The 14,840-nt window shown below is 73.7% G+C and carries 12 protein-coding genes; 6 read left to right on the top strand and 6 right to left on the bottom strand.

Annotation, left to right across the window (positions count from 1 at the left end):
• Positions 1-51 precede the first annotated feature (51 nt).
• Entirely contained in the window at positions 52-1,515 is a 1,464-nt protein-coding gene (locus tag ACFSHS_RS06195; RefSeq protein WP_376873150.1) for a protein adenylyltransferase SelO, read from the top strand.
• A 17-nt stretch (positions 1,516-1,532) separates the two neighbouring features.
• On the opposite strand, the gene ACFSHS_RS06190 is transcribed toward ACFSHS_RS06195, so the two are convergent.
• Positions 1,533-2,231: a LysE family translocator gene (locus ACFSHS_RS06190; protein ID WP_376873147.1), complete on the bottom strand. Its 699-nt coding sequence runs from the start codon at positions 2,229-2,231 to the stop codon at positions 1,533-1,535.
• Positions 2,232-2,536: 305 nt separating this feature from the next.
• Between ACFSHS_RS06190 and ACFSHS_RS06185 the strand changes: the two genes are divergently transcribed.
• Positions 2,537-3,091, top strand: a complete 555-nt coding sequence (locus ACFSHS_RS06185) for an STAS domain-containing protein (RefSeq protein WP_376873144.1) — start codon at positions 2,537-2,539, stop codon at positions 3,089-3,091.
• 18 nt (positions 3,092-3,109) lie between these two features.
• On the opposite strand, the gene ACFSHS_RS06180 is transcribed toward ACFSHS_RS06185, so the two are convergent.
• The 3 genes from ACFSHS_RS06180 to dnaK all read right to left on the bottom strand — a co-directional run bounded on the left by ACFSHS_RS06180 (position 3,110) and on the right by dnaK (position 8,546).
• Entirely contained in the window at positions 3,110-5,593 is a 2,484-nt protein-coding gene (locus ACFSHS_RS06180; protein WP_376873142.1) for an ATP-dependent Clp protease ATP-binding subunit, read from the bottom strand.
• 59 nt (positions 5,594-5,652) lie between these two features.
• Positions 5,653-6,630: a DnaJ C-terminal domain-containing protein gene (locus tag ACFSHS_RS06175; RefSeq protein WP_376873140.1), complete on the bottom strand. Its 978-nt coding sequence runs from the start codon at positions 6,628-6,630 to the stop codon at positions 5,653-5,655.
• Positions 6,631-6,728: 98 nt separating this feature from the next.
• On the bottom strand, positions 6,729-8,546 hold the full coding sequence (dnaK, locus tag ACFSHS_RS06170; RefSeq protein ID WP_376873137.1) for a molecular chaperone DnaK: 1,818 nt from the start codon (positions 8,544-8,546) through the stop codon (positions 6,729-6,731).
• A 233-nt stretch (positions 8,547-8,779) separates the two neighbouring features.
• Between dnaK and ACFSHS_RS06165 the strand changes: the two genes are divergently transcribed.
• Genes ACFSHS_RS06165 through ACFSHS_RS06150 form a run of 4 tightly spaced genes read left to right on the top strand, consistent with a single transcriptional unit; the run spans position 8,780 to position 11,268 of the window.
• A complete protein-coding gene (locus ACFSHS_RS06165; RefSeq protein WP_376873135.1) occupies positions 8,780-9,520 on the top strand; it encodes a peroxiredoxin in 741 nt (246 codons plus the stop codon).
• A 38-nt stretch (positions 9,521-9,558) separates the two neighbouring features.
• Positions 9,559-9,867 carry a glutaredoxin family protein gene (locus ACFSHS_RS06160; RefSeq protein WP_376873132.1) on the top strand — a complete coding sequence of 103 codons (309 nt, stop codon included), beginning with the start codon at positions 9,559-9,561 and terminating at the stop codon, positions 9,865-9,867.
• Between the two features lie 38 nt (positions 9,868-9,905).
• On the top strand, positions 9,906-10,289 hold the full coding sequence (gene trxA, locus ACFSHS_RS06155; protein ID WP_376873129.1) for a thioredoxin: 384 nt from the start codon (positions 9,906-9,908) through the stop codon (positions 10,287-10,289).
• A gap of 13 nt (positions 10,290-10,302) precedes the next feature.
• Positions 10,303-11,268, top strand: a complete 966-nt coding sequence (locus ACFSHS_RS06150; protein WP_376873127.1) for a M48 family metalloprotease — start codon at positions 10,303-10,305, stop codon at positions 11,266-11,268.
• 72 nt (positions 11,269-11,340) lie between these two features.
• Here the strand turns inward: ACFSHS_RS06150 and ACFSHS_RS06145 are convergent, their stop codons facing one another.
• Together ACFSHS_RS06145 and ACFSHS_RS06140 are read right to left on the bottom strand one after the other, a co-directional pair.
• Positions 11,341-11,595 carry a hypothetical protein gene (locus ACFSHS_RS06145; RefSeq protein ID WP_376873124.1) on the bottom strand — a complete coding sequence of 85 codons (255 nt, stop codon included), beginning with the start codon at positions 11,593-11,595 and terminating at the stop codon, positions 11,341-11,343.
• A gap of 61 nt (positions 11,596-11,656) precedes the next feature.
• Positions 11,657-12,802, bottom strand: coding sequence for a M14 family metallopeptidase (locus ACFSHS_RS06140; RefSeq protein WP_376873122.1), 1,146 nt, complete (start codon positions 12,800-12,802; stop codon positions 11,657-11,659).
• Between the last annotated feature and the right edge of the window lie 2,038 nt (positions 12,803-14,840).

Here is a 14,840-nt window from a genome sequence, read left to right as displayed (position 1 = left end):
CGCTCCGGTCCCGGCCGGGCGGACGCCCAGATCCGACGTACCCTCGGCCGGGTGAGCGTCGCACCGCCACCGACCGTCACCCTCGACGACCGCTTCGCCCGTGAGCTGGCCGAGCTGGCCCTGCCGTGGCAGGCCGAGGAGGCCCCCGACCCGAGGCTGCTCGTGCTCAACGAGCCGCTGGCCGCCGAGCTGGGCCTCGACCCCACTGCGCTGCGCGGCCCCGACGGCGTGCGGCTGCTCGTGGGGAACGCGGTCCCCGCCGGCGCCACGCCGGTGGCGCAGGCCTACGCCGGCCACCAGTTCGGCGGCTTCGTGCCGCGGCTCGGCGACGGTCGCGCCCTCCTGCTCGGCGAGGTCGTCGACACGGAGGGTCGGCTGCGGGACCTCCACCTCAAGGGCTCCGGGCGCACGCCCTTCGCCCGCGGCGGGGACGGCCTGGCCGCGGTCGGGCCGATGCTGCGCGAGTACGTCGTCAGCGAGGCGATGCACGCCCTCGGCATCCCCACGACGCGATCGCTGGCGGTGACGGCGACCGGCCGCCCGGTGCGCCGCGAGACACTGCTCCCCGGCGCCGTGCTGGCGCGGGTCGCGAGCAGCCATCTGCGGGTGGGGAGCTTCCAGTACGCGGCCGTCACGGGCGACGTCGCGCTCCTGCGCCGGCTGGCCGACCATGCGATCGCCCGTCACCACCGCGACGCCGCGGAGGCCGAGCGTCCCTACCTGGCCCTGTTCGAGGCGGTGGTCGCCGCCCAGGCCGCGCTGGTCGCCCGGTGGATGCTCGTGGGCTTCGTCCACGGGGTGATGAACACCGACAACATGACGATCTCCGGCGAGACGATCGACTACGGCCCGTGCGCGTTCATGGAGGCCTACGACCCGGCCACCGTGTACAGCTCCATCGACCACGGCGGGCGCTACGCCTACGGCAACCAGCCGGTGGTGGCCGAGTGGAACCTCGCCCGGCTGGCCGAGGCTCTCCTCCCCCTCCTCCACGACGACGCGGAGCAGGCCGTGGCCCTCGCCGTGGAGTCCCTCGGTACGTTCCGGCCGCAGTACGACGCCGCCTGGTCGGCCGGCATGCGGGCCAAGCTCGGCCTGCCCGCCGGCCTCGACGACGCGGTGGCCGGGTCGCTGGTCGACGACGTGCTCCCGCTGCTCCGGCGCGACCACGTCGACCACACGTCGTTCTTCCGCGCCCTGGGAGCGGCGGCCCGCGGGGACACCGATGCCGCGCGCAACCTGTTCCTGGATCTCGCGGGCTTCGACGGCTGGGCGGAGCGCTGGCGCGCCCTGGACCCGGACGCGGAAGCCATGGACCGGGTCAACCCCGTCTACATCCCCCGCAACCATCTCGTCGAGGAGGCGCTCGAGGCCGCGACCGGCGGCGACCTGGCCCCGCTCGAGCGGCTCCTGGACGTGGTGACCGCCCCGTACGCGGAGCGCCCCGGGATGGATCGCTACGCCGCCCCCGCCCCCCGGGACTTCGGCGCCTACCGCACGTTCTGCGGGACCTGAGGGGTCCGGCCGACCGGCTACAGCCCCACCGCGGTGGATACTCCGAGGCCGACCAGCACGGCGCTGAAGACCCGCTGCGTCCACAGCACGACGGCGGGTCGCAGCAGCCAGTCGACGGCGGCGCGTGCCAGGCCCGCCAGCATCGCCAGCCAGCTCACCGCCACCGCGACGTCGATGGCGCACAGCAGCAGCGCGTACTGCAGCGCGGGCGCGTCGGCCGGGACGAACTGCGGCACCACGGCGAGGTAGAACAGCCCGATCTTCGGGCTGAGCAGGTCGCTCGTCAGGCCCGCGGAGAAGGCCTGGAGCAGGCCCGGGCGGCGCACGCGCCGGTGCGAGGGGGCGCGGTAGGCCGGGGCACGTGCGCGCCCGCGCAGATCGGCCAGTAGAGGCGCGGCACCCAGGACCACGAGGTAGCCCGACCCGGTCAGACGCACGGCCTCGTACGCGCCCGCCGAACCGACGACGACCGCCGCCAGACCGGCCGCGGTCGCGACCCCCCAGGCCAGCGAGCCCGCCGCCACCCCGGCGACGGTGGCCATCCCCGCCCGGGGGCCACCGCTGAGCGAGCTGCGGAGGACCAGGACGTCGTCCGGCCCGGGTGAGAGGGACAGCACCACCGTGACGGCGAGGAACGCCCAGATGCCGTCCACCACGACCCCGATCCGTGCCGCACCGGCCGTCGGTGGGGACGCCCCGCTGCTGGGCTCGGCCACTGCGCCGGAACCGATCGGCGGCGGTTCCGGCGCCGGGTCTCACAGGGAGGAGGCACGGACGTCACCCCCTGATACGCCACGCAGGCACGGCACGGACGGGGACCGGCATGGTCGCGGAACGAGTCGGGGCCGGTAGTCTGCCGACGGGTCGAGGCTCCCGCCCGAACAGGCAGCGCGCGCCGGCGCGTGGCTTCCGGAGCTCTCCGCCTCCGGGCGACGCGCCCCCCGCTCGGAGAAAGGCCAGCATGGGCTCCGCTCCCTCCCGTTCCGGTACGCCCGTTTCCCCTACGAACGCCGGACCAGCCGTGTTCCGGCTCTCCGTCCACCACGCGAGCGGGTGCGTCGTCGTAGGCGGCGAGCTCGACCACCGGCACCGCCACCTGCTGCTGGACGGGCTGCGGACGCTGGTCCCGACCCCGCACCCCTCCTGGACCGTCGATCTCGCCGAGGTCACGTTCTGCGACACGAGCGGCCTCGGCGCGCTCGTCGAGGGGCACGGTCTCGCCCGTGAGCACCACCGCGGCCTGGCAGTCGTGCGGCCGAGCGACTGCGTGCACCGGCAACTGGTGCTCGGCGGGCTGGAGCCGCTCCTGTGCCCGTCACCGGACCGGAGCGGGGCCACGGACACGGGGCCGTCGTGGCCGCGGCCCCGGAGCGCCGACCTCGCCGGCATCCGCCGGCCCCTGCCGCACCGCGCCCGGGCCACGGCGCTGCCCGTGCGTCCCGGGGCCACCCACCCGACGGGGGTCGCCGGGACCGGGTCACCGCCGGCGCCGGCGCCCCGACCCGGCCCCGGAGCCGCGGCGGAAAACCTGCCCGGCGTCCCGGCCCCCGTGCGCGAGCACCCCGGTGGCCGGTGACCACCGGGGTGGTCCACCTCACTTGAGGACCAGGTCCTCCCCGGCCACGTCCACGACGACGGTGTCGCCGTCCCGGTACACGCCCGAGAGCAGCTCCAGGGCGAGCGGGTCGACGATCGTGTGCTCGATGAGGCGCTTGAGCGGCCGGGCTCCGTAGTCGGGGTCGTAGCCCCGGTGCGCCAGCCAGGACCTGGCGTCCTCGCTGACCTCGAGGCTGAGCTTCCGCTCGGCGAGCCGGGTCTCCAGCCGGCGCAGCTGGATCTCCAGCACCTCCCGGATGTCGTCCTCGGTGAGCGCCCGGAACCGCACGATCTCGTCGATCCGGTTGATGAACTCCGGCTTGAAGAAGTCGGCCGGATCACCGGGCAGGTTCGACGTCATGATGAGCACGGCGTTCGTGAAGTCGACCGTGCGGCCCTGACCGTCGGTCAGCCGACCGTCGTCGAGCACCTGGAGCAGGGTGTTGAACACGTCCGGGTGTGCCTTCTCGATCTCGTCGAGGAGGACGACGGCGTACGGGCGCCGCCGCACCGCCTCGGTCAGCTGGCCACCCTCGTCGTAGCCGACGTAACCCGGCGGGGCACCGACGAGCCGGGACACGGAGTGCTTCTCCATGTACTCGCTCATGTCGATGCGGACCATGGCCCGCTCGTCGTCGAACAGGAACTCCGCAAGGCTGCGCGCCAGTTCCGTCTTCCCGACACCCGTCGGGCCGAGGAACAGGAAGCTGCCGATCGGCCGGTTGCGGTCGGCCAGACCGGACCGGCTGCGGCGGATGGCGTTGGCCACGGCGCGCACAGCGTGGTCCTGGCCGACGACCCGGGCGTGCAGCACGTCCTCCATGCGCACCAGCTTGGCCACCTCGCCCTGCATCAGGCGGGAGACCGGGATGCCGGTCCAGCGGCTGACGACCTCGGCGACGTCCTCCTCGTCGACCTCCTCCTTCAGCATCTTCTGCTCCGCCTGGAGCTCGGCCAGGCGCGCGGTGGCCTCGTCCACCTGCCTCTCCAGCTGCGGGATGCGGCCGTAGCGGATCTCCGCCGCCCGGGTCAGGTCGGTCTCCCGCTCCACCTGCCCGCGCAACGTCTCCAGCTGCTCCTTCAGCTCACGGATCCGGCCGATGGCCTCCTTCTCCGCCTGCCAGTGCGCCTTCATCCCGGCCGACCGCTCGCGCAGCTCCGAGAGCTCGGCGTCCAGCGCGTCGAGCCGCTCCCGGCTGGCCTCGTCGGTCTCCTTCGCCAGCGCCACCCGCTCGATCTCCAGCTGACGCATGCGACGCTCGATCACGTCGATCTCGGTCGGGAGGGAGTCGATCTCGATGCGCAGCCGGCTGGCCGCCTCGTCGACCAGGTCGATGGCCTTGTCGGGCAGGAATCGGCCGGTGACGTAGCGGTCCGACAGCACGGCGGCGGCGACGAGGGCGGCGTCCTGGATGCGCACGCCGTGGTGCACCTCGTACCGCTCCTTGAGCCCCCGCAGTATGGCGATGGTGTCCTGGACGGAGGGCTCGCCGACGAACACCTGCTGGAACCGGCGCTCGAGCGCGGGGTCCTTCTCGATGTGCTTGCGGTACTCGTCGAGCGTCGTGGCGCCGATCATCCGCAGCTGGCCGCGGGCGAGCATGGGCTTGAGCATGTTGCCCGCGTCCATGGAGCCCTCGGCCGAGCCGGCGCCGATGACGGTGTGCATCTCGTCGAGGAAGGTGATGATCTGCCCCTCGGCGTCCGCGATCTCCTTGAGCACGGCCTTGAGCCGTTCTTCGAACTCGCCGCGGTACTTGGCACCGGCGACCATCGAGGCCAGGTCCAGCGCGATCAGCCGCTTGTTCTTCAGGCTCTCCGGAACGTCACCCTCGACGATGCGCCGGGCCAGGCCTTCGGCGATCGCCGTCTTGCCGACGCCGGGCTCGCCGATCAGGACGGGGTTGTTCTTGGTCCTGCGGGAGAGCACCTGGACGACGCGGCGGATCTCCTCGTCCCGGCCGATCACCGGGTCGAGCTTGCCGTGGCGGGCCTCCTCGGTCAGGTCACGGCCGTACTTCTCCAGCGCCTGGTACTGCTCCTCGGGGTCCTGCGAGGTCACCCGGTGGCTGCCCCGGACCTGCTGCAGCCCCGCCAGCAGCTGCTCGCGGGGGACGTCCACCCGGTCGGCGACGGCCAGCAGCAGGTGCTCGGTGGAGAGGTACTCGTCGCCCAGTTGCTCCCGTTCCCGGTCGGCCTGCTCGATCACGGTCCGCAGGGCACGGCTGAACTGGGCCTCCGAGCCGTAGGCCCGCGGCATCCGGTCGAGGGCGTCGGTGATCCGGTTGCGCAGCGCCGGGAGGGCGACTCCGGCCTTCTGCAGCAGGGGCAGCACGACGCCGTCCTGCTGGCCGAGCAGCGCCGCGATCAGGTGCTCGGGCGTGACCTCGGGGTGGGAGCGGGACCGCGCCAGCTCGGCCGCCTCCTGCACGGCCTCCTGGGTCTTGCGGGTCCAGCGGTTGGGGTCGAATGCGTTCGGCATGGTGGGAAGACACCTCCTCGAAGGGGAAGGGACGTCGTCGCGGGGTCCGGGCCGAGGGCTCAGACCCCGGGATGTGCACGCGACGGCTGGGGCAGGGCCTGGGCCAGCGCCTCCACGGCCGCCCGTTGCCGCTCGTCGAGCTGCCGCGGGACGTCGACCTCGACGGTCACCAGCAGGTCACCCGGGTTACCGCCGGCCCGGCCGGACGGCGGAACCCCACGGCCGCGGACCCGCAGCGTCGCGCCGCTGCGCGTGCCGGGCGGCACCCGCACGGTCACCGGGCCGTCCAGGGTCGGGACGGCGATGTCGACGCCGAGGACGGCCTCGGGGAAGGTCACCGGGACCGAGACCGTGAGGTCGCGGCCGGACCGCCCGAAGAGGGGATGCGGTGCCACACGGATCCGGATCCTCAGGTCGCCGGGAGGACCACCGTCCGTTCCCGGCTCGCCGTGGCCCGGGAGACGGATCGTCTGCCCGTCGGCGACGCCCGCCGGGATGCGGGCGGTGACCGTCTGCGACCCGACCCGGAGCGCCCGGGTGGTGCCGCGGACGGCCTCCTCGAACGGCAGCTCCAGCTCGGCCTCGACGTCGGCGCCGCGGCGGGGCCGGCCGGCGGGACCGGTCCGGGAGCCGGCGAAGGCGTCACCGAAGACGGCGCCGAGGCCCTGACCCGGGTCCCCGCCGAAGAGGTTCTCGACGGAGACCCTTCGCGCCCGCCCCGGGCCCGTGCCGGTACCGCTCCGGTTGACGCGCACGCTGACGCCGTGCGGCCAAGGGGGCGCGCCGGCGGAGCGGCGGGACGCGGCGAACCGGCGGGCTTCGTCGTACTCGCGACGCTTCTCCGGGTCGTGGAGGACGTCGTAGGCCGCGGTCACCTCGCCGAAGCGCTGGGCGTCGCCCCCTCCGCCGTTGGTGTCCGGGTGCAGCCGGCGCGCCAGCCGCCGGTAGGCACGCGTGATCTCCTTGTCACTGGCGGTCTCGGGAACGCCGAGGACGCGGTAGTAGTCCTGGTCGAGCCACTCGGCAGTGGCAGCCACGTCCGTCGCACCTCCTGTCGTCCGGTCGCTGGATCTGCGGAGCCGGGGACCTCACGCCGCGGCCGGCGGGGCCGGGCGGAGGCGCGGAGCTCCCGCGGTCACGCCCGGCTCTCCTCGTCGACCACCTCGGCGTCCACCACGTCGTCGTCGGACGGGGTGCCACCACCGGCCGTCGCCGAGCTGCCGGACTGCTGGTACAGCCGGGCGCCGAAGACCGAGCTCGCCGTGGCCAGGCGGTCGGCCGCAGCGCGGATCGCGGCGACGTCGCTCCCGCCCAGGGCGCCCCTGACCTCGCTGACGGCGGCCTCGAGCTGGTCACGGTCGGGGCCGGTCACGTCCGCGTGCTCGCCGAGGAGCTTCTCGCCCTGGTAGAGCAGCGTGTCAGCGGCGTTGCGCGCCTCGGCCTCCTCCCGCCGGCGCCGGTCCTCCTCGGCGTGCGCCTCGGCGTCACGGACCATCCGGTCGATGTCCTCCTTCGCCAGCGAGGACTGACCGGTGATCGTGATCGACTGCTCCTTGCCGGTGGCCCGGTCCTTGGCCGAGACGTGGACGATGCCGTTGGCGTCGATGTCGAAGGTGACCTCGATCTGCGGCACGCCCCGCGGAGCCGGCGGCAGGTCGGTGAGGTGGAACCGGCCCAGGCTCTTGTTGAACGCCGCCATCTCCCGCTCGCCCTGCAGCACGTGCACCTCGACCGACGGCTGGTTGTCCTCGGCCGTGCTGAACACCTCGCTGCGCCGGGTCGGGATGGTCGTGTTCCGCTCGATGATCTTCGTCATCACGCCGCCCTTGGTCTCGATGCCGAGCGACAGCGGGGTGACGTCGAGCAGCAGGACGTCCTTGACCTCGCCCTTGAGCACGCCGGCCTGCACCGCGGCGCCGAGCGCGACCACCTCGTCGGGGTTCACGCCCTTGTGCGGCTCCGCGCCGGTCAGCTCCCGCACCAGGTCCACGATCGCCGGCATCCGGGTCGACCCACCGACCAGGACGACGTGGTCCACGTCCCCCGGCGACAGCCCGGCGTCACGGATGGCCTGCTCGAACGGGCCGCGGCAGCGCTTCACCAGGTCCTCGGTCAGCTCCTGGAACTTCGCCCGGGTCAGGGTCACGTCGAGGTGCTTGGGCCCCTCGGCGGTCGCCGTCACGTAGGGCAGGGTGATCTGCGTCTGCGCCGTGCCCGACAGGTCGATCTTGGCCCGCTCGGCGACCTCCTTCAGCCGCTGCATCGCCATCGGGTCCTTCGACAGGTCGACACCCTCGGCGGTGCGGAACCCGTCGACCAGCCAGTCGATGACGCGCTGGTCCCAGTCGTCACCGCCCAGGTGCGTGTCGCCGGCGGTGGCCTTCACCTCGAAGACGCCGTCCCCGATCTCCAGGACCGACACGTCGAAGGTGCCACCGCCCAGGTCGAAGACGAGCACGGTCTCGTCCTTGGCCTCCTTGTCCAGCCCGTAGGCCAGGGCCGCGGCGGTCGGCTCGTTGATGATGCGCAGCACCTCGAGGCCGGCGATCGTGCCGGCTTCCTGGGTGGCGGTGCGCTGCGCGTCGTCGAAGTAGGCCGGCACGGTGATCACGGCCTGGGTGACCGGCTCCCCCAGGTAGGCCTCCGCGTCCCGCTTGAGCTTCTGCAGGACCCGGGCGCTGATCTCCTGCGCCGTGTAGCGCTTGCCGTCGACGTCGATGCCCCAGTCGGTGCCCATGTGCCGCTTCACCGATCGGATGGTCCGGGCGGCGTTGGTCACGGCCTGTCGCTTGGCCACCTCACCGACCAGCACCTCCCCGGTCCTGCTGAACGCGACCACCGAGGGCGTGGTCCGCCCGCCCTCGCTGTTCGGCACGACGGTGGGGTCGCCGCCCTCCAGGACGGCCACGACCGAGTTCGTCGTCCCGAGGTCGATGCCCACTGCCCGCGCCATGCTCCGCTCTCCTTTCCGTCGCTGTCCTGGTCCGTGCGCCCTCGCGCACGGTGCGTCCTGACCGGCGCCGCGGTCGGACGGGACGGCGCGGCGCTGGTGGCGCTCCGGACGACGCCTGGCACGTACCGCGTATTCCGGGAATCTATGCCGACCGCTATAGGTTTTCTGTGCCGCTTGGTCTAGCTCTGTCGGGGCCGCCGGACGGCGCCCCGGAACCCGAGGAGGTGCATCCCATGACGGCGGGTCCGACTCCGCCCGCGTCGGCTCGACTCCAGGCGCTGGAGCAGCGGTTCGCGGAACTGGGCGAACACCTGGAGGAGTCGCCGGTCACCGAGGCCATCTCGGTGCTGCACGCGATCGTGCAGGAGCGAGCCAGGCAGGACGGCTCCTGGCAGGCGGCGCCGCCGGATCGAGCGCCGGCCGGCAGCCTCACCCTGCAGGACGTGGCCGACCTCCACCTCAGCGCGCCCCCCATGGGCGGGGAGGCCGAATCCGCGGGTCTGCCCGTCGGCACGCGGGCGCCCGACTTCACCCTGCCGGACGCGCAGGGCAGCCCGGTGAGCCTGTCGGACCGGCGCGGCCGTCCCGTCGTCCTCGTGTTCTACCCGTTGGACTGGAGTCCGGGCTGCAGCCGCCAGCTCGAGCTCTACCAGCAGGAGCTCGACGAGTTCCGCCGGCGCGGGGCCGAGCTGATCGGGATCTCGGTCGACTCGATCTACAGCCACGGCGCCTGGGCCGCCGTCCGCGGGCTGACGTTCCCACTCCTCTCGGACTTCCAGCCCAAGGGTGAGGTGGCCCGGCGGTACGGGGTCTGGCGGGAGTCCGACGGGTTCAGCGAGCGGGCGCTCTACGTCGTCGACGCCGAGGGCGTGATCCGCTGGGCCCACGTCTCGCCCCGGGTGGACCACCTGCCCGACATCTACGAGCTGTTCGCCGCGCTCGACGAGGTGGCGTCCCCGACCCGGGCCGCCTGACCTCATCCGGAGCGCACCGACCTCTCGGAGGAGGACGCATGACGAGTACGTACATGGTTCCGATGCAGCCCGCTGTGCGCGTGCGCCCGGCCGTCGAGACCGCGCCGGTCACCGTCTACGGCAACCGCTGGTGCGGCATCACGCAGATGACCCGCCGGCTGCTGGACCGGGCCGGCGTGCCCTACCGGTACGTCGATCTCGACCTGCATCCGGAGACCGCACGGCGACTGCGCTGGATGGCCGGCGGCGACGTCCGCAACCCCGTGGTCGACGTCGGCGGACAGCTGCTGGAGCAACCGACCGCGAGGGAACTGCAATGGGCACTGGCACGAGCCGGTCTCCTGTGACCACCTGCCCCGGGTGCGGCCGCCGCACCCGGGTTCCGGTGGCCGCACGCGGCCGGGTGCGCTGCCCGGCCTGCCACACCGACCTGCCGTGGCTGGTCGACGCGGGCGAGGGCGACTTCGACGCCGCGGTCCGGGACAGTCGCCTGCCGGTGCTGGTCGACGTGTGGGCCCCCTGGTGCGGGCCGTGCCGAACCGTCTCCCCGACCGTCGAGCGCCTGGCGGCCGAGCGGGCCGGGCGGCTGAAGGTGGTGAGGGTCAACGCGGACGAGGCGCCAGGAGTGAGCTCCCGGCTCGGCGTCCGGGGGATCCCCACCCTCGTCCTGTTCGCCGGGGGCGAGGAACGTGACCGCGTCGTCGGCGCCCAGCCGCCGGAAGCGCTCACCCGCTGGGTCGACCGGCACCTGACCGAGTCCCGAACCTGACAGGAGCGCTGACATGACCACGACGATCTCTTCCTTCGGTCCCCGTCTCGCAGGTCCGCCGTCCGCACTGCCGCCGCCGCTGCCGACCGGCCGGCCGAGGGGCCGCCCGGTTCCCCACGCCGGGACGCCCTGGTCCAGCCGCCGCGTCGGCAACGCGCTGCGCACGGCGGTGCTGTTGGCCGCGCTCGGGGGGCTGTTCGTGCTGGTGGGCTCGCTGTTCGGCCGTACCGGCACCCTGATCGGCCTGGCCCTCGGCCTCGCCGCCACCGGCGGCACCTACTGGTTCTCCGACCGCCTGGCGCTGCGCGCCGCGGGTGCGGTGCCGGTCGACGAGCGGACGGCGCCGGGCTACCACCGCATGGTGCGCGAGCTCTGCGCCGAGGCAGGCCTGCCCATGCCGCGGCTCTACGTGACCCCGGACCGGCAGCCCAACGCCTTCGCCACCGGACGCGGGCCGCGGTCCGCCGCGGTGGCCGTCACCCAGGGGCTGCTGGACCTGCTCTCCCCGGCCGAGATCAGGGCGGTCCTGGCCCACGAGCTGGCGCACGTGGCCAACCGGGACGTGCTGCTCACCTCGGTGGCGGCGGCCCTGGCCACGGGCATCGGCGCCGTGGCGAACCTGGCCGGCTGGCTCCCGACCGGTGGCGACGACGAGGAGGGTCCGCATCCGTTCGCGGCCCTCGCCGCCGTCCTCGTGGCGCCCGTGGCGGCGGCTCTGCTGCAGCTGGCCCTCTCGCGCAGCCGGGAGTTCGAGGCCGACCGTTGCGGTGCCGCGCTGCTGGGGAACGGACGGCCGCTGGCCACCGCCCTCGCCAGGATCGAGCGGGCCGCCCGGTGGGCACCGATGCAGGTCGCGCCGACACGGGCGTCCCAGTACGTCGTCAACCCGCTGACCGGCCTGCACGGGCATTCCTGGACGACCCTGTTCCAGACGCATCCGCCGACGGCTGAGCGGATCGCCCGCCTGACCGGGTGGTGATCCTCCCCCGCCTGGCGTCGGCGAGTGCGCCCTCGCCACGCCAGGCGGCGGGACCGTCGCCCCCGATCGGGATCAGGTCTCGTTCCCGGTCGACCGCTGCGCCATCTGCGCCTGGTACTGCTCCAGGGTGGCCCAGCGCTCCACCGTGGCCAGCCGCCGGCGCTCGAGTTCCGCGAGCCGGCTCTCCGGCGCCGCCACCACGAGCGAGCCCGGATGGCGCTCCCAGACGTCGAGACCCAGCGGCATGCCGAGGAGCCGCGCGACACCGATCCCGGCCAGCGGTGTCAGGCGGGCCACCCACGCCTCGTCCTGCTCCGCCACTTCCACCCCCTCAGCTTGCGGCAGTTCCTCGCGACCACCGGGCGGCGGTCGGTCGCCTCCCGGGACGTCAGACCCGCTCCGGCCGCTCCAGCACGTGCCGGAGGAACTCGAGGGCGGCGGGGCGGTTCTCCTCCCAGCAGGGCTCGATCTGGTCCGCCGGGAGGATGAAGCCGCCGTCGAGCGCAGAGGCCGGACGCAGCTCGATCGTGAACGACGGGATACCGAACTCGCCGTAGGTCCAGTCCGTGGTGTCCCCCGCCGTCGGATAGAGCTCCGACGCCTGCTGCGCGGTGTAGGTCCGGCCGTGGACCCCCCGAATCAGCCCCTCCATGCCGTCGGCCAGACCCCGCATCTCCGCGAGATCGTCCTCGTCCTCGATCGGCTGGGACGTGTAGCCCCACGGGTACAGGATGAGCTGGGAGTAGCTGTGGTAGCTGAGCACGCCGCCGAAGTGCTCGCGCGTCACGAGGTCGCGCACCGCGCGGACCTCCGGCTCCGAGAACGCCCGCGGACCCACGTAGGTCTCGTCCGACGGAACGTGACTCGAGGTGCTGATGTCCAGGACGCCCCACATGTAGCCGTAGTTGCGGTTGGGATCCACGCCGATGCTGCCCCCCGGGTTGCGCCGCCGGTTCTTGCGCCAGAGCCGGTTCACGGTGCGTGAGTGCTCGTGCCCGTCGGGGTTCACCATCGGGGCCACCCACACCTCCCCCTGCTGCAGCCACGACCGGACCGGCTCGGTCGAGGAGTTGTCGAGCAGGTGCTCGGCCAGCAGGTAGGGCACCTCTACCGAGATCCACTCGCGGGCGTGGTGACAGCCGAGGAACGCCACCTTCCGGTCACTTCCCCGCCGCTCCCCGATGCGCAGCGCCCACAGCGGCCGCCCCTCGACGCTGCGCCCGATCTGGTGCAGTTCGGCGATCTCCGGGTGCTGCTCGGCGAGGCGGCGCAGGTCCTGCTCCAGGGTCGCCACCGTGTGGTAGCCGGCCGCGGCCTCCGCCGTCGCGAAGGCCGACAGGTACGACTCGGTCAGCTGCAGCTGCTCGACGCCGTAGCCCATCGCCTCCATCCGCCCGGCCTGGAACTCGTCGGCCTGCAGCACCAGGAAGTCGGGCTGCACCTCCCACAAGTCCAGGCCGAGCGCCGAGGTGAGCAACCGGACGAGCGGGGCCCGCGCGCTGGTGGACGTGACCCGGGCGATCAGGCTCGCCATCATGGCCTCCTGTTCCTGCCGCCCGTCCCGCGAGGCCCTGAGGGCGACGGTCGCGGGGTATCGGGCCGGCACGAGGTCGTACCGCGAGACTAGGCCCGCTCGTCACCGGACGACGCCTTACCTCTCTCGGTTTGTGGCATCCCGGGCTCCTTCCGGTCCCAGGCGCGTCGCACGTCACCGTGCGGGTGGACGGCGCACCCGGTGATGCTGCGGGCGCGGGCGGACGTCGCCTCGAATCCGGAACAGCCACGGCCAGTGACACAGGCCCATCACGGGTGACGGGCGGAGTCGACGGCGATGCGTATCCGTTACAGCGGCCGTAATGACCGGCCGATGTGGCGGAGCGGTTCGGACCTCGACCTGATGGTGAGACTCCGTTGCCGTGAGGGACCCGATCCGGAGCGCCATGTCCGTGGAGCGCGGAACGATCGTGGCGGTCGGCTCGGCAGACGCCATGCCCATCGACAGCAGGACCCCGACAGCGGCGCACTGCTCGCGCTGGAGCCAGCGGGATTCCACGGCTCCGTATCACGACAGGGCGCACGACCCGGCCGTCTCGGAACGGCGATCGAGCGAACGGACACACGGGCGGCGAGTCATGAGGCACCGGACGGCCCCTGGTTCGCCGGCTGTCCAGAGCGCCGGTCCCCGCGGCTCGCGGCTACATCCCTGAGGCGGCAACGGCGAGCGACACCGACCGGTCACAGACCACCGCCCCCACGGCCCGCTCCACCACGGCCATCGCAACGGCCACCGCAGCCGGTTCTGCGGATCGCCCCTCCAGTGACAGCTGGACGCCCGGCACCCATGAACCGGCCGTACCGGGCTCTGCCGGCTGGCAGGCGGCCGACGGACCGGCCTGCACCCGGACCAGCGAGAATGCGACAGCGACCGCCAACGGGCCCCCCTCCTGCCCGTCCAGCGACAGCTGCACGCGAGGTGCCGTCACACCGACCGAGCCATGCGGACCTGCTTCGGACGCGGGCACCTCCGGAGGCTGCTCCCCCCACCCATCACCTCCGACGGGCTCGGCCGCTACGGGTGCACCGTCGTCCGACGCCGGCATGCCCGGTGCGTCCGTGCCGGGCTCGACCGCCGGAGCAGTTCCCGACGGCTTGGCGGCCAGCAACTCACCTCCGGACGGCTCGGTGGGCGCGGGCACTGCGTCGGACGTCGGCGCGCCCGGCATATCCGGGTCCGCCTCGACCGGCGGTGCAGCCGCCGAGGTGGGCAGCTGCGGGGCAGCCTGAGCGACCGACGGATCGAGGACCGGTGCCGGCGTCTGGACCACCGACGAAGCGACGGCCACCGCCGTCGCACCCGCCGACCGGCCACCCGGCGACACCTGCACCCCGGGCGCCGCGGGAGCGACCGATCCGCCCGTGGGAGTGGCCTCCGGCGACGGCACTCCCGGCGCGCCCGTGTCGGCCTCGACAGGCGGAGCGGCCGCCGGCGACAGCGCTCCCGACCCGCTCGTGTCGGTCTCGACAGGCGGAGCGGCCTCCGGCGACGGCACTCCCGGCCCGCCCGTGTCGGTCTCGGCGGGTGGAGCCACGTCCGACGGTGGCGGCTGCGGGGCCGACGCTGCCATCGGCCGCGCGGCGGCTGGATCCAGAACCGGTACCGGCACTTGGACCGCCGACGAAGCGACGGCCACCGCCGTCGCACCCGCCGACCGGCTACCCAGCGACACCTGTATCCCCGGCGCCGTCACACCGCCCGGCGGACCCGCCTCCGCCGGATGCACCGGTGGCAGCTCAGTTCCGGCCTCGACCGGCGGACCACCGTGCTCCGCGGAAGCCAGCGGGGGCGTCGCCGTGCCGCCCGCGGCTGGCGGACCGACCTCAGCCGCTGGTCCCGGGGGCGCCGCCGTGCCCGGCTCGGGTGGCGGACCCGCCTCGGGCGGCAGCGCGCCCGGTTCCTGTGTCCCGACCTCGGCCGGCGGACCGCCCCCCGACGACGTGGCCCCCGACGACGGTGGCGGCGTCTGGACCACTGACGAAGCCACGGCCACGGCCACGGCGGCCGCTTCCGGCGA

Source organism: Blastococcus deserti (genome assembly GCF_042682525.1).
GTDB classification, from domain to species: Bacteria; Actinomycetota; Actinomycetes; order Mycobacteriales; family Geodermatophilaceae; genus Blastococcus_B; species Blastococcus_B deserti.
The sequence above is the reverse complement of the archived record's forward strand: the minus strand, read 5'-3'. Positions and strand labels throughout refer to the sequence as shown.

Bases quoted from the DNA above. Each gene is read 5' to 3' on its own strand.
- dnaK (WP_376873137.1), bottom strand. From the start codon at position 8,546: ATGGCGCGGGCAGTGGGCATCGACCTCGGGACGACGAACTCGGTCGTG.
- ACFSHS_RS06165 (WP_376873135.1), top strand. From the start codon at position 8,780: ATGACGGCGGGTCCGACTCCGCCCGCGTCGGCTCGACTCCAGGCGCTG.
- ACFSHS_RS06150 (WP_376873127.1), top strand. From the start codon at position 10,303: ATGACCACGACGATCTCTTCCTTCGGTCCCCGTCTCGCAGGTCCGCCG.
- ACFSHS_RS06180 (WP_376873142.1), bottom strand. From the start codon at position 5,593: ATGCCGAACGCATTCGACCCCAACCGCTGGACCCGCAAGACCCAGGAG.
- ACFSHS_RS06140 (WP_376873122.1), bottom strand. From the start codon at position 12,802: ATGGCGAGCCTGATCGCCCGGGTCACGTCCACCAGCGCGCGGGCCCCG.
- ACFSHS_RS06160 (WP_376873132.1), top strand. From the start codon at position 9,559: ATGACGAGTACGTACATGGTTCCGATGCAGCCCGCTGTGCGCGTGCGC.